General features: G+C 39.5%; 17 protein-coding genes. 14 read left to right on the top strand and 3 right to left on the bottom strand.

Annotated elements, in window-relative coordinates; translation table 11 throughout:
* Positions 1-17: 17 nt before the first annotated feature.
* The 3 genes from ACE199_RS09535 to ACE199_RS09545 are packed head-to-tail and all read left to right on the top strand — an operon-like array spanning position 18 to position 2114.
* Positions 18-965 (top strand): nucleoside recognition domain-containing protein, encoded by a 948-nt coding sequence (locus ACE199_RS09535; RefSeq protein ID WP_375349551.1) that lies wholly within the window; start codon positions 18-20, stop codon positions 963-965.
* Positions 955-1608, top strand: coding sequence for a pyrophosphatase PpaX (gene ppaX, locus ACE199_RS09540; RefSeq protein ID WP_375349552.1), 654 nt, complete (start codon positions 955-957; stop codon positions 1606-1608). Before ACE199_RS09535 ends, ppaX begins: the two co-directional genes overlap by 11 nt.
* Positions 1605-2114 carry an acyltransferase gene (locus ACE199_RS09545; protein ID WP_127762048.1) on the top strand — a complete coding sequence of 170 codons (510 nt, stop codon included), beginning with the start codon at positions 1605-1607 and terminating at the stop codon, positions 2112-2114. The genes ppaX and ACE199_RS09545 overlap by 4 nt, the downstream gene beginning before the upstream one ends.
* Positions 2115-2159: 45 nt before the next feature.
* Here ACE199_RS09545 and ACE199_RS09550 read toward each other — a convergent pair whose 3' ends face one another.
* The 3 genes from ACE199_RS09550 to ACE199_RS09560 form a co-directional block, all read right to left on the bottom strand.
* A complete protein-coding gene (locus ACE199_RS09550; protein ID WP_252291818.1) occupies positions 2160-2303 on the bottom strand; it encodes a hypothetical protein in 144 nt (47 codons plus the stop codon).
* A gap of 101 nt (positions 2304-2404) precedes the next feature.
* A complete protein-coding gene (locus ACE199_RS09555; RefSeq protein WP_375349553.1) occupies positions 2405-3025 on the bottom strand; it encodes a class D sortase in 621 nt (206 codons plus the stop codon).
* 3 nt (positions 3026-3028) lie between these two features.
* Positions 3029-4042, bottom strand: a complete 1014-nt coding sequence (locus ACE199_RS09560; RefSeq protein WP_375349554.1) for a processed acidic surface protein — start codon at positions 4040-4042, stop codon at positions 3029-3031.
* Positions 4043-4515: 473 nt separating this feature from the next.
* Between ACE199_RS09560 and ACE199_RS09565 the strand changes: the two genes are divergently transcribed.
* From ACE199_RS09565 to ACE199_RS09615, 11 genes are all read left to right on the top strand, one after another.
* The gene (locus ACE199_RS09565; RefSeq protein WP_127762045.1) at positions 4516-5700 is read left to right on the top strand and encodes an ATP phosphoribosyltransferase regulatory subunit; all 1185 of its coding nucleotides are present in this window, start codon (positions 4516-4518) and stop codon (positions 5698-5700) included.
* A complete protein-coding gene (hisG, locus tag ACE199_RS09570) occupies positions 5693-6319 on the top strand; it encodes an ATP phosphoribosyltransferase (protein ID WP_119117679.1) in 627 nt (208 codons plus the stop codon). The genes ACE199_RS09565 and hisG overlap by 8 nt, the downstream gene beginning before the upstream one ends.
* Positions 6320-6349: 30 nt before the next feature.
* Positions 6350-7615, top strand: a complete 1266-nt coding sequence (gene hisD / locus ACE199_RS09575) for a histidinol dehydrogenase (protein WP_375349555.1) — start codon at positions 6350-6352, stop codon at positions 7613-7615.
* Positions 7616-7718: 103 nt separating this feature from the next.
* Positions 7719-8306 carry an imidazoleglycerol-phosphate dehydratase HisB gene (gene hisB / locus ACE199_RS09580; protein ID WP_119117681.1) on the top strand — a complete coding sequence of 196 codons (588 nt, stop codon included), beginning with the start codon at positions 7719-7721 and terminating at the stop codon, positions 8304-8306.
* Positions 8307-8936, top strand: coding sequence for an imidazole glycerol phosphate synthase subunit HisH (gene hisH / locus ACE199_RS09585; RefSeq protein ID WP_127762043.1), 630 nt, complete (start codon positions 8307-8309; stop codon positions 8934-8936).
* Entirely contained in the window at positions 8933-9667 is a 735-nt protein-coding gene (gene hisA, locus ACE199_RS09590; protein ID WP_375349556.1) for a 1-(5-phosphoribosyl)-5-[(5-phosphoribosylamino)methylideneamino]imidazole-4-carboxamide isomerase, read from the top strand. The genes hisH and hisA overlap by 4 nt, the downstream gene beginning before the upstream one ends.
* Before the next feature lies 1 nt (position 9668).
* Positions 9669-10427, top strand: coding sequence for an imidazole glycerol phosphate synthase subunit HisF (gene hisF, locus ACE199_RS09595; RefSeq protein ID WP_127762041.1), 759 nt, complete (start codon positions 9669-9671; stop codon positions 10425-10427).
* On the top strand, positions 10424-11068 hold the full coding sequence (hisIE, locus tag ACE199_RS09600) for a bifunctional phosphoribosyl-AMP cyclohydrolase/phosphoribosyl-ATP diphosphatase HisIE (RefSeq protein WP_375349557.1): 645 nt from the start codon (positions 10424-10426) through the stop codon (positions 11066-11068). Before hisF ends, hisIE begins: the two co-directional genes overlap by 4 nt.
* Before the next feature lie 302 nt (positions 11069-11370).
* Positions 11371-12873, top strand: a complete 1503-nt coding sequence (locus tag ACE199_RS09605; protein ID WP_375349558.1) for a tetratricopeptide repeat protein — start codon at positions 11371-11373, stop codon at positions 12871-12873.
* Positions 12874-12970: 97 nt separating this feature from the next.
* Positions 12971-13921 carry a thioredoxin-disulfide reductase gene (gene trxB / locus ACE199_RS09610; RefSeq protein ID WP_375349559.1) on the top strand — a complete coding sequence of 317 codons (951 nt, stop codon included), beginning with the start codon at positions 12971-12973 and terminating at the stop codon, positions 13919-13921.
* Between the two features lie 599 nt (positions 13922-14520).
* A complete protein-coding gene (locus ACE199_RS09615) occupies positions 14521-14979 on the top strand; it encodes an NUDIX hydrolase (protein WP_375349560.1) in 459 nt (152 codons plus the stop codon).
* Position 14980: the final 1 nt, after the last annotated feature.

Raw genomic sequence — 14980 nt, forward strand, 5'->3', positions numbered from 1 at the left:
AGAAAAGGAGAGAGTTTATGTACGGGGAGTCAGTGAAGAAGGGATTCATCGTTGGATTAAAGACAACATGGACGTTAGGAAAAGTCATTTTTCCAGTTACGTTGATTGTGACCATTCTTCAATATACTCCGATTTTGCCATGGGTGATTGATTTAATTAGTCCATTCATGGCGCTGTTCGGTTTATCTGGAGATGCGGCCATTCCGCTTGTTCTCGGAAATTTTCTTAATTTATATGCCGGGATTGCGGGAATCTTGACGCTCGATTTGACGGTAAAAGAAGTATTTATTATTGCCGTTATGCTTTCTTTTTCGCATAACTTGCTGATTGAGACGGGTGTTGCGATGAAAGTAGGCGTGAAGCTGTGGGTGATTTTGACGGTGCGACTTGGATTAGCTCTACTAGCTGCGGTGATGATTAACCTTTTATGGGATGGGGGATCAGAAATGGCGCAGTATGGGTTTGTCAGTCAACAAACTGCTGAAATTACAGGTGTGTGGGCCATTGTCTCTCATGGTATCGTGAAGGCGCTGTTGGGGATTGTCCAACTTGCGCTGATTGTCATCCCATTAATGATTATTATTCAAATTATGAAAGATAAAAAATGGCTGGAAGCTTTTTCACGAATGCTTGGGCCGGTTATGAAGGTATTAGGCATGAAGGAGAATGCAGCGCTGCCATTTGCAACCGGTTTAACAATCGGGCTTGCTTACGGGGCAGGGGTTATGATTCAAGCTGCTAAAGAAGAAGGTGTGTCGAAAAAAGATATGACATTAGCTTTTATCTTTTTAGTAGCATGTCATGCCGTAGTAGAAGACACGTTAATCTTTATTCCATTAGGGATTCCTGTTTTGCCTCTATTGATCATTCGGTTAGTGACGGCAATTGTCCTGACAATCGCCGTAGGATATATATGGAATCGCTATGAAAGTGTGCAAAGAAAGGGAGCTGTGTATGAGCAGTAATATTTCTACTTTATTATTCGATTTAGATGGAACTTTAATTAATACAAATGAATTAATTATTGCTTCTTTTACGGAAACACTCAATCATTACTATCCAGGACAGTATAAACGGGAAGATATTCTCCCATTTATTGGTCCGTCTTTAATAGAGACTTTTTCATCTATTAACCCGGAGTTTGCCGAGGAAATGATAGCTTTTTACCGCAAACATAATTGGGAGCACCATGACTTGCTTGTGACGCAGTTTGATGGCGTATACGAGACGATAGAAAGCCTGTTTCAAAGCAAGTATAAGTTGGCCATCGTTACGACAAAAAAACGAGATATCGTTGAAAGAGGACTCAAGTTAAGCAGATTAGATCAGTTCTTCGATGTAGTCGTGACGATGGATGATATCGAAAAGCCTAAACCAGATCCGGAGCCGCTTTTAAAGGCGTTGAATGCTCTTGGTTCAGATCCAGCTGAGGCGATGATGATTGGAGATAATTATCACGATATTCTCGGTGGAAAAAATGCAGGGACGAAGACGGCCGGTGTAGCGTGGTCGTTGAAGGGAACTGAGTTTTTGAAAACGTATCATCCAGATTATATACTGAATCATATGTCAGATTTAATCGATATTTTACAAGGGAAAACGGTATGAGAAGAACGGTCCGCTATCCAGTCGAAGGATCTAATTCGCTTTGGCAAGTGTATAAGACCGTGTCCTTTTGGAAAGTTGTCAAGTGCTTTATCATCATTCAAATTGCTCGTATCACACCCTTTATGTCCGTGAAGAATTGGATGTATCGAACATTCCTGCATATGAAAATTGGCAAGCAAACGTCCTTTGCTCTGATGGTCATGCCTGATACGATGTTTCCTGAAAAAATATCGGTTGGGAATAATTCCATTATTGGATATAATACGACCATTCTTGCCCATGAGTATTTAATTCACGAATATCGTTTAGGGGATGTTGTCATTGGTGATGAGGTGATGATTGGAGCAAACTCCACGATTCTTCCAGGTGTCATCATTGGAGATGGTGCGATTGTTTCTGCAGGGTCCCTTGTTCATAAAGATGTGCCAGCGGGTGCTTTAGTCGGTGGAAATCCAATGCGCGTCATTTATACGAAGGAAGAAATGGAAGAGAGAGCGCGAAACTAAATGATTGTAATAGAACTTATTCTCCATTAGGAGGGTAAGTTCTTTTTAGTGTAGTTTTTTAAAGATATCAGATAGGCCGCTTTTAATTTGGGCTAATATCTTTTCAATAGAGACATCTTCATCTGCCGTTGCAGATTCATAGGTTTGTCTTAATAGACGAAAGAAATGTTCTTGCTGTTGTTTATTCATGATTGATTGAGCCCCCTGAATCTTAGCTTTTGAACTTTACCTTACAGTTTGGTCCCCTTTATATTGTGAAAATAGGCTGTGATTTCTCACAGCCTATTTCTCTATTTCGATACTTCAGTTTTTACTAAATCTGCAATTAACACGTATCGTTCAGGCGCATTACCAATATATGAGAAAGGATAGCAGGTGGTGACGGTTAAGGTTGCCTTAGGCTTAGGAACAATGACGGTACGATCATCCGCATCCACAATTCGCACTTTTCGTACTTTAAATGTGAATGTACCTGCTTCTGTGTTCGTAATAAGTAAATCGCCTTTCCCTATTTCGCCTAGCTTTCGAAATACAGTATCGCGGTGTCCTGATAGTACGGAATTGTCTGCTTCACCAGGCAGCACCGAACCTGCATAATGCCCAACACCTTTCTCCAATTCATCTTCATCGGTTCCATGATAAATAGGCAAAGTGCTGTCTAATTTAGGAATGTAAAGATCTCCTATCATATCTCCTTTTTCAGGACGAGTAGAATATAATTCTTTTTGTTCTGTTACTTCGCTCTTTTCTTGAGCAGCCGTAACAGAAGCCTCTTTTTTATCCCCTTTATCATAACTTTTTAGCAGGGGATAAGCATTCGTTGCTGCGAAATATACACCTATAAATAACAGACAGATTGCTAAGAATAGGCTAATTCTTTTCTTTCGTTTGGAACGCCTATTGTTTTTCATAAATTAGTTCATTCTCGCTTTTCTGAATAAAACAAATGCTAAGCCAACCAGTAAAAGTCCTAGGATTGTGTTCATGGCATAATTGCCTGCCGTGTTAGGTAGTAAGCCGCCTTTAACGGTTTTTGGGACAGTTTTGTTTGCGTTAGCTTCTGATTTTATTTCTTTAATGACTTCAGGCGTCTCTTTCAAGCTTTGAGCTGTCTCTTTAATCAAATCACTGCCAAACATCTCACTAGTTACAATCAAATCTAGCAGCAGGTTTCCATTTAAATCATGGATGGCAATTAGTAAACTAGCATCCGGTAATTCTTCCATGCTATACAGTTCCTGTATGGAAATTGGGGTTGTCACACCATCTTTGATTAAGGCAAATTTAAATTGAACTTGAAGTAAGTCTTGTACATCATTATAGATAGAGAATAATTCTGCTATCTGTTCAACCGTTAGATCATCTAATGTTTCTAATTGTTCAAACTGTAACATACGGTCAGATAAAGCAATCATTTGATCTTCAAATCCAGGTTGTTCAAAAATCGGTTCTAGATATGTGAATAAGCGTTCTAACTCTTCCTCATGTATATCAAATTCAGAAAGACCGTCTAACAACTCAGCCGAGTCTATATCACCCATGTCTTGGTCGAAAAGAATGAGCAGTTCGATATCAGAGACGAAATAAAAGGAATCAAGAATCGTTTCTCCTTCTTCCATTTCTCCGTATTCAATGAGTAAAGCGGTTAACTCTTCTTCTGTCATATCATATTCATTTAGTAAATCTTCTAGGCTAGCTGGAGTTAAAGCAGGCCCTAACATATCACGAAGCTCATCAATAGAAGAAAATTCTTCTAATTCGACACCGTAGTAATCTAAGTACTCTTCCAATTCTGTTTGTGTCATATCTACTTCAGTTAAATATTCCTCTAAGTCTTGTTGACTAAGAGAGGCAGCAGCGTATCCAGGGCTGCTTGTTAGTGTAAAAAACACTACTGCTGCTAGAATAACGGATAAAATTTTCTGCATGTTTTTCCTCCTAAGTTATATTACCTAATTATCTATCAAATTCCAATTATAGTTCGTAACAGTTTTAGTTGTAAGCGGTAAATGATTCAAATATGAAATGGGTGAATAGTCCTGATATGATGAGCTTATTAGTTTCAGGTATAACAAGCCCGTAATTTTGGAGGATAACCTTCCAGCTCTGCTGAAAGGCGTGTGAAACCTCAGTTTCATACGAATGAGTCCAAAATCAACAACGTTATGTAACAGGACCATTAAGAAAAGGAAAAAGGAGTTTGCACTTGACTGTTCACAGGGGCAGGAGTACACTACATATAACTTCACTTTGTTACCATATTAGCGAACTAAAGGATTTTGCTTTTTTATTATAATAATTGTGATGATTTATAGGATTCTGTCCACTTTTTTGATACTATTTATAAATTAAAGAAAGATATGGTAAGAAAATATTCATTATATTAAAAGGATGTGCAGTCGTGACAAAGCCATTTATGTTTGAAAAACCGTTAGGCATGAGAGATACGCTGCCGGAGCTTTATGAAACAAAAGCAGCGGTCCGAAATAAAATGAGTGATGAAATTAAGAAATGGGGCTATCAATTTATTGAAACTCCAGCTTTAGAATATTATGAAACGATTGGTGAGGCATCAGCGATTTTAGATCAACAATTGTTTAAGTTACTGGATCAACAAGGGCATACACTTGTTCTTCGCCCAGACATGACGACACCGATTGCACGTGTTGCGGCATCTAAGTTATTAAATCAAAGAATTCCATTGCGCTTAGCGTATTCTGCAAATGTGTATCGAGCACAGCAGCGTGAAGGCGGACGTCCTGCTGAGTTTGAACAAATGGGCATTGAATGCATTGGTAACAAGTCGACTAGTGCCGACGCAGAAATGATTGCTTTAATGGCTGATGTGTTAAAAGCGGCAGGATTAGAGAAATTTAAGATTACGATTGGACATATCGGATTTGTTCAAGAATTGTTCCTAAGTATTTTAGGAAATGAAGAAAGAGCAGCCGTACTACGTAAATTTTTATATGAAAAAAATTATGTAGGCTATCGTGAGCATGTGAAATCTTTAACGCTTTCTTCTATTGATAAGCAACGATTAATTGAATTTATTTCTCTTCGTGGCGGGGAAAACACGCTAACAAAAGCACTTGATTTATTAGAAGGAGAGCACGGTCGCGAACAGCTTTCTGAGTTGCAAGAATTGGCGGTTCAATTAAAAGAATTTGGTGTTGATCAATATGTAAGCTTGGATTTAACACTTGTTAGTCATATGAGCTACTATACAGGAACGTTATTTGAAGTATATGCAGGCGGGGTTGGTTCACCAATTGGAAACGGGGGCCGCTACGATAATCTTCTTGATAAATTCGGATGGGATGCATCGGCAACAGGATTCGGCATTCGCATGGATCGTTTGGTGGAAGCGATTGGTGAAATACAGGAAGCGGACGTACCGGAATGTATTTTATTTAGCCCAGAGCGTCGTAAAGAAGCGTTAGACTTTGCTAAGCATAAGCGTGCGGAAGGCATTATGGTAACGATTCAAGATATTAATGCAGTAGAAAATGTAGATGCTTATACAAGAACGTTTTCAGATGTACATTTATTTGTAGGGAATGGAGGGAGAGTAAGCAATGAGTAGCTTTTTAACGATTGCAATGCCAAAAGGAAGAATTTTTGAAGAGGCTGCAGAGATGTTGCGTAAAGCAGGCTTTCGTCTTCCTCCTGAATTCGATGATTCACGTAAATTAATTATTGAAGTCGAAGAGGAAAATTTACGTTTTATATTAGCGAAGCCAATGGATGTTGTGACATATGTTGAGCATGGAGTAGCGGATCTTGGGATTGCCGGGAAAGATGTAATGCTTGAAGAAGAACGCGATGTGTATGAGCTTCTAGATTTAAAAATTAGTGCCTGTTACTTAGCGGTGGCAGGGCTTCCAAATACAAAAATTAGCGATATTGCGCCAAAGATTGCGAGTAAATATCCGAATGTTGCTTCAAGCTATTTCCGTGAGCAAGGTGAGCAAGTCGAAATTATTAAGTTAAATGGTTCCATTGAATTGGCACCATTAATCGGCTTGGCAGAGCGAATTGTTGATATTGTGTCAACGGGGCAAACTTTAAAGGAAAATGGGCTTGTTGAATACGCACGAATTGCGGATGTTACATCACGATTAGTAGCGAATCCTGTAAGCTATCGAATTAAAGAAGAACGGATTACGGAAATTGTCGACCGGTTAGCAGAAATTATCGAATAAGTGATCGGATTTTTTAAATGAGGTGAGCGTATGAAAATTGAACGATTAACAAAAGATCTTTCCTTGAAGCGCTCGGTTGACTCGGGAACCGAGGATCAAAGAAAAGCCGTTCAAGATATTATTAATGGTGTGAGAGAAAACGGAGATGCAGCTGTATCTCAATACACAGAAAAATTTGACGGTGTACAAGTTAAGGAATTACTTGTTTCCGAAGCAGAATTAGAGGCTGCTGTCGCAACTTTACCAGATCAACAGCTGGCGATTATACAAGAAGCGGCAGATAATATTCGAAAGTTCCACGAGAAACAAACGCGTAATTCGTGGATGACGACAGATGAAACAGGAACCATGCTGGGACAAAAAATGACGCCCCTTGATGCGGTTGGTGTCTACGTTCCTGGTGGTACAGCTGCTTATCCATCCTCTGTATTGATGAATATTATGCCGGCTAGAGTAGCGGGTGTAAAACGAATTGTCATGGTTTCTCCTCCAGGGAAAGACGGTTCATTATCTGCTCCTGTATTAGCGGCAGCCAAAATTGCTGGTGTAACAGAAATTTATAAAGTTGGCGGCGCTCAAGCGATTGCGGCACTTGCTTATGGAACCGAAACGATTGCTAAAGTCGATAAAATTGTCGGACCAGGGAATATTTATGTAGCGCTTGCTAAACGAGAAGTGTTTGGTGATGTAGCGATTGATATGATTGCAGGGCCTAGTGAAATTGCAGTTTTAGCAGATGAAACAGCAGTTGCTGCAGAAGTTGCAGCTGACCTTTTATCACAAGCAGAGCATGATGCTCGTGCGTGCAGTGTACTTATTACGACTTCGCCTGAATTAGCCGAAGAAGTGGCAAGTGAAGTGGAAAAGCAGCTTGCTTTGCTGCCTCGTCGTGATATTGCCGCAGCTTCTATTGCTGATTACGGTCGAATTGTTGTATGTGACAGCTTAGGTGAAGCCATTGATGCTGTAAATGAATTGGCACCGGAACATTTAGAAATTATAACGCGTGATGCGATGGAAGTCATGGCGCAAGTTCGACATGCTGGAGCGATTTTTATAGGTCGTTTTAGCTCGGAACCTGTCGGAGATTATTTTGCTGGTCCGAACCATGTATTACCAACAAACGGAACAGCACGTTTTTCTAGTCCATTGAATGTTGATGATTTTCAAAAAAAATCAAGCATCATTATGTACAGTGAAACAGCTTTTCGACAAAATGCTGAAAAAATCGCTACTTTTGCGCGAATGGAAGGTCTTGAAGCACACGCTCGTGCCATTGAAGCTCGTAAAAAATAAGAGAAGTGCAAAGTCAGCTCTGACCTTGAACTAGACATTAAATATCGAAAATATACTTTCTTACCTTATATATAGATACGATTGGACAGAAGGAGGGTTTATAATGGAGCGTTCTGCAAGTATTGAACGAAAAACGAATGAGACGAATATTAAGTTGGACTTTTCAGTTGATGGAGAAGGAAAAGCTTCGATTGAAACAGCTGTTCCATTTATGACACATATGTTGGATTTGTTTACGAAACACGGAAAATTTGATATGACGATCGATGCAAAAGGGGATACAGAAATCGATGATCATCACACAACAGAAGATATTGGGATTTGTCTAGGGCAAGCTCTTTCACAAGCTCTTGGTGATAAACGCGGGATTAAGCGTTATGGAAATGCGTTTGTTCCAATGGATGAAGCTCTTGCACAAGTTGTCATTGATTTAAGCAATCGTCCTGCCTTTGAAATTCGTGCGGATTTTCCTTCGCAAAAAGTAGGTACATTTGATACGGAATTAATTCATGAATTTTTATGGAAATTTGCCCTTGAAGCACGAATGAATTTACACGTCATCGTGCACTATGGTCACAATACACATCACATTATTGAAGCAATTTTTAAAGCGTTAGGAAGAGCTTTAGATGAAGCAACAATGATTGATCCGCGTGTCAAAGGAATTCCTTCAACGAAAGGGATGTTATAAATGATTGGTATTATTGATTATGGGATGGGAAATTTATTTTCTGTTACGAAAGGATTGGAACGTCTTGAAGCACAGTCCTTTATTTCAAATAATCCGGAAGAGTTAGCGAAAGCAAGCGGACTGATTCTTCCAGGTGTAGGTTCATTTCGTGACGCAATGAACTTGTTAAAAGAAACAGGGCTAGATACGTTTGTTAAACAATATGTGGCGAATGGCGGTTATTTATTAGGAATTTGCCTTGGCATGCAGCTATTGTTTGATGAGAGCGAAGAAAATGGTCCGGCAGAAGGCCTATCGTTGATTCCCGGGAAAGTTGTTCGTTTTACTGGAGAGGACAATGGTGAGAAGTATAAAGTGCCTCACATGGGTTGGAACCGCCTTTCTTTTAATCAATCTTCACCATTATTAAAAGGGTTAGAAGAAGACTATGTGTACTTTGTTCATTCTTATTATGCACAGACGGATGCAAGCTTTGTTACAGCTTCAGCCGATTATCATGTGGCAGTTCCCGCGATTGTGGGCAGCGGCAATGTGTTCGGGATGCAGTTTCACCCAGAAAAGAGCGGACAAATGGGGATGTCGTTATTAAGAAATTACTTGGCGTTAGTGGAAGGGAAGGATCAGGCATGAGCGAGTTCAAGATTTATCCAGCCATTGATATGCGCGGTGGCAAATGTGTACGTTTAATTCAAGGAGATTATAATCAAGAAACGGTTTATGGCGATTCTCCTTTTGATATGGCGAAAAACTTTGCAGACCAAGGAGCAGAGTGGATACATATGGTGGACCTTGATGGGGCTAAAGAGGGCAGCCGTATTAATGATGCGTATGTGATTCAAGCAGCGAAAGAATTAGGAGCAAAAATTCAAATCGGCGGTGGTATTCGGACAGAAGCTGATATTGCAACGTATCTTGATAACGGAGTTGAGCGTGTTATTTTAGGAAGCACAGCTGTTTCGGACCCTGCTTTTACTAAAGAAATGATTCGTAAGTATGGAAAGCATATTGCCATTGGAATTGACGCAAAAGATGGCCTTGTTGCAACGCATGGCTGGCTTCAAACATCTGAAACATTAGCGATTGAACTTGGAAAAGCATTAGCGGATGCCGGTGCCGAAACGTTTATTGTAACGGATATTGCAACAGACGGCATGTTGTCTGGTCCAAATGTACAAGGTGTTGTGGCGATGGCTGAAGCGACAGGAAAAGGTGTTATTGCTTCTGGCGGGATTAGTTCATTGGATGACCTCGTGGCTCTTCAAAACTATGAAAAGAGCGGTATTATCGGTGCCATTATCGGAAAAGCAATTTATACGAATCGCTTTACAGTAAAAGAAGCACTAGAAAAGGTGCGTGGTTAACATGCTCACAAAACGTATTATTCCATGTTTGGATGTGAAAGATGGACGCGTTGTAAAAGGAGTTCAATTCGTGTCGTTACGCGATGCTGGGGACCCAGTTGAATTGGCTGCTTTTTATGATCAAGAAGGAGCCGATGAGCTTGTTTTTCTTGATATTTCTGCTTCACATGAAGGACGTGAAACGATGGTCGATGTCGTTCGTTCAGTAGCAGGAAGCTTAGCCATTCCTTTTACCGTTGGCGGCGGGATTAACTCGCTGGCTGATATGAAGAAAATTTTACGTGCAGGTGCGGATAAAGTATCGCTGAATACAGCGGCTGTTGTTCGTCCTGACCTAATTAATGAAGGCTCTGATTATTTTGGAGCGCAATGTATCGTTGTGGCGATTGATGCTCGCTATGATGAAGAGCTTGGTTCATGGCGCGTCTATACCCATGGCGGTCGAACGGCGACCGATTGGGAAGTTGTTGCTTGGGCGAAGGAAGCGGTAAGCCGCGGGGCTGGCGAAATTTTATTAACGAGTATGGATTGTGACGGTGAGAAGCAAGGCTTTAATATCGCGTTAACAAAAGCGGTAAGTGAGGCGGTTTCTGTTCCTGTTATTGCTTCAGGAGGAGCAGGGAACGCGGAGCATTTCCAAGAAGCGTTTGAAGAAGGAAAAGCAGATGCTGCATTAGCCGCTTCTATTTTCCATTACAAAGAAACATCCGTTAAAGAAGTAAAGTCGTTTTTGAAGGAACAAGGAGTCGTTGTACGATGAAAATCGAAAGCATTAAATTCGATGAAAAAGGGCTTGTACCAGCCATTGTTCAAGATGCCAATACAAAAGAAGTGTTGACACTTGCTTATATGAACAAAGAGTCTTTAAAATTATCAAAGGAAAAGGGGGAAACGGTGTTCTTTAGCCGTTCTCGCCAAGAGCTTTGGCATAAAGGGGCGACAAGTGGCAATACACAAAAGATTGTGGATATAACATTTGATTGTGATCAAGATGCATTAGTTGTACGCGTTATTCCAAATGGTCCGGCGTGTCATACTGGTACAACAAGCTGCTTTACGAAAACAATCTACCAAGACAAAGGGGCGAACAACATGGCTAATCAAGATGCTGCATTTTTATTTGAACTAGAAGAATTAATTGGAAAACGAAAAGAACAAATGCCTGAGGGTTCATACACAACGTATTTATTTACAGAAGGCGTAGATAAAATTTTGAAAAAAGTCGGTGAAGAAGCAGCGGAAGTTATTATCGCAGCGAAGAACCGTGATGCAGAAGAACTGAAATGGGAAAGTGCAGATTTACTATATCACTTACTAGTTTTACTTCAAGAACAAGAGCTTCCATTGCAAGAAGTGTTAGCTGTATTAAAAGAAAGACATGCATCAAAAGAAGAGAAGTAATAAGCAGGGGGGCTGCTCTGAAAGTCATAAAAAATGGCTTTCGGGGTAGTCCTTCCGTCTATTTAAATTTAATCAAACGTTTGATTAAATGAAAAAAATCAATAAACACAAGGGTTTAACTGCTTTACACTCTATAGAAATTTTATAAAAAAGACACGTGATTATTCATGCAATCATGCACAAACCTGCTACAATAGATGTATCTGTGAATTTTCTAGTTCCTGTTATTTATTTACTGGTTCGGCAAATAATCAGCATTATGATATACTACTGTAGTTAACAACTTGTGGATGGAGGATTACATGAGTAAAGACGCTAAACTAGGACAGCCGGCGAAAGTATTGTCCTTTTACCCGACTGGGGAATATTACTTCACCAAGGGATTAAAAGCATATCACAAACGTGAATTATATAAAGCAAAAAAATATTTGGAGAGAGCGCTTGAGCTTGAACCAGGAGAGCCAATGATTTCGTGTCAGTTGGCTATTACATGTACGGAAATTGGCGAATACAATTACTCGAATAATCTTCTTGAAAATATTCTAAACGTGCTGGATCCTTATATGACTGAATGTCATTACTTCTTAGCCAATAACTATGCACATCTGGGTATGTTTGAAGAGGCGTATCGTCATGCTAATACGTATCTTGATAAAGAAGAACACGGTGAATTTAGTGAAGAGGCTGAGGATCTTCTTGAACTCATTATGTTCGAAACAGATGAAACGGAAGAAAGCTTATTTAGTCAAGATGGACTCATTATGAAGCAAGAAAAAGCACGTGAATATTTAGAAGCGGGAAATTTTCCGAAAGCGATTGAAGTACTAAAGAACATGATTGAAGAGTATGAAGATTACTGGTCTGCTTATAATAATCTAGCGCTGGCCTATTTTTATTTAGGACAAATCGATGAGGCGTATGCCACTTTAGAAGAAGTGTTAGAAAAGAGTCCAGGAAATTTGCATGCCCTTTGTAATTTGGCTGTGTTCCATCATTACCAGCAGGATGAAGTGAAGCTGGGAGAGTTAGTCAATACATTAGCGAAGGTTCGTCCAATTTTAATCGAGCATCGTTTTAAATTAGGTGCAACTTTTGCGTTAATTGGAAAGTATTCATTAGCGTACAAATGGTTAAAGCAGCTGCAAAAGAAAGGATTTGAAGGCGACGCCTCTTTTTATTTTTGGTTAGCTACGTCTGCATACCATTTAGGGCATGAACAGACTGCTCATAAGGCTTGGAAAAAAGTCGTGGAAATAAATCCTGATAAAGAGGGAATGGAGCCTTGGAGCGAATCCAATGTAGCTATTGCTGGCTTTGAACATCATTTGCCATCTATTTTAAAACGTTTAGAAAGCGAACATATTGAAGAAAGATTGTTTGCGATTTTTCTTGTAAAGCATTCAAAGCATAAACACAGCTTAGTGAAAAATAAGCTATTTGTGAAAAATACAGCTTTTACATCATTAGAAAAGAGCTATGCTGATTGTGTAAAAGATATAAATAAAGAGCGAGAGCTGACGGTCATTGATTTTGCGGATCGAACAGCGGATTTACTGTATCAGCATTTTAAGCCGATTAAATTGACTGAAGCGGGAATTTACTTACTATGGTTTTCCGTATTTGTGGAAGCGGTGAAAGTACAGCATAAATTTAATAATCCTGCTGGCTGGGCGGCTGCTCTTGAGTATGTGTGGTATCAGATTCGTGATGAGAAAAAAAGCCAGGCAGCAATTGCCGAGAAGCACTTTATTTCCGTTTCTACCATTTCAAAGTACATTAAGCTTGTTCAATCTTTCTTAAACTGAGCAAATATTTGGACTGATGATTATTTGTTATATAGGATAATAGATAGGAAATACTATCGTTAATTAATTGGTTGGAAAGTCAGAAGGAGTGAACAATGTGACAGAAGAAAAAATTTATGATGTAGTAATTATTGGAGCTGGTCCAGCTGGAATGACTGCTGCTGTTTATACATCCCGTGCGAATCTTTCTACATTAATGCTAGAGCGTGGAATGCCAGGCGGACAAATGGCAAACACAGAGGAAGTGGAAAACTATCCAGGGTTTGAAACAATTCTTGGACCAGAGCTTTCTACCAAAATGTTTGAACATGCTAAGAAGTTTGGTGCTGAATACGCTTATGGTGATGTAAAAGAAATCATCGATGGCGAAGAATATAAAACGATTATCGCTGGCTCGAAAGAATACAAAGCTCGTTCCATCATTATTTCTTCAGGTGCTGAATACAAAAAAATCGGTGTTCCTGGTGAGAAAGAATTAGGCGGACGAGGCGTATCTTATTGTGCCGTATGTGACGGCGCATTCTTTAAAGGAAAAGAATTATTTGTAATTGGGGGCGGAGATTCAGCTGTTGAAGAAGGTGTGTATTTAACTCGCTTTGCTTCAAAAGTAACGATTGTTCACCGTCGCGATGAGCTTCGTGCTCAAAAAATTCTGCAAGATCGTGCTTTTGCGAATGAAAAAGTTGATTTCATTTGGAATACGACATTGAAACAAATTAATGAAAAAGATGGCAAAGTAGGTAGTGTAACGCTTGTATCTACTGTTGATGGTACAGAGACAGAGCATCGAGCAGATGGTGTCTTCGTTTACATTGGTATGCTGCCATTAACGAAGCCATTTGAAAACCTAGGTATTACAAATGAAACAGGTTATATCGAAACGAATGAACGAATGGAGACAAAAGTAGCTGGAATCTTTGCTGCTGGAGATGTTCGTGAAAAAACATTGCGTCAAATCGTAACAGCTACAGGAGACGGAAGCATTGCTGCTCAATCTGTTCAACATTATGTAGAAGAACTAAAAGAAAAGTTACAAATAAAAGCATAAATGTTTCCATGGAAAAATTTAATCATATCGTCATTCTGTTTTAACTAAGCTGTAACACAGCTGAAATAAAGTTTAGGTATAGTAAGGGTAAGTAATTGACCCCCTTTTATAAGTAAACACGTTGTTGCACAGATCATTTTGGTCTGTGTCTTTTTTTGTGTGTAAGAAGAACGTCTGGAATTTTTTGATTTCCTTTAAGGCCTCGTCTAGTTCACCACCTCGGAGAATAGAGGATGTATCTGTCGGTTCTTTATGTTATATGGCTGTCGCGCTTCGCATCTTAAAATGACGGGCGTTGTTCATTGAGAGCTTATAGTAAAAAGAGTATAATAAAAAGATATAACATACATGAGTTTTAGCGAAAACAGACTTTTAAGAATCAGAAAGTATAAGATTTTCGAAACGCTTTGTTGTCTAGCTCCATCTTAGAGGCTCCGAGCCCTTCGAGGTACTTCGATTTAGCCGATAGAAAGTAAAAGAGTCGCTTCACATTTCGACTCGCAAGCAGCTGTTGGAGCTAATCAAGGCACTTACGCTTTTCTTATTACTATACAAATTCAGCCTGTTTAAGTTAGTACAGGGCAATCGAGGTGATAAATATGCAACGTGTGACAAATTGTGTATTAGTAAAAGATAATCAGATTTTGCTTTTGAAAAAACCTAGACGAGGTTGGTGGGTTGCTCCAGGAGGCAAGATGGAGCCTGGAGAATCCGTTCGAGATGCCTGTATTCGCGAATACCGAGAAGAAACAGGTGTGTATCTGAAAAATCCATCGATTAAAGGCATCTTTACTTTTATTATGAAGGATGGAGACAAAGTCCTGACAGAATGGATGATGTTCACATTCTATGCGACAGAATCAGATGGAATTAATAATGATGTGTGTGAAGAAGGAGAGCTTCATTGGCATCCGATAGATGAGACGAAAGAACTCGCGATGGCAGAAGGAGATCATCATATTTTAGAATATATGATTCACGGTAAAGGCATTATTTATGGGACATTTACGTATACACCAGACTTTAAATTGCTTTCTTATCGATTGGATCCAGGTTGAT

This window comes from Peribacillus sp. Hz7 (genome assembly GCF_042136355.1).
Lineage (GTDB): Bacteria > Bacillota > Bacilli > Bacillales > DSM-1321 > Peribacillus > Peribacillus asahii_A.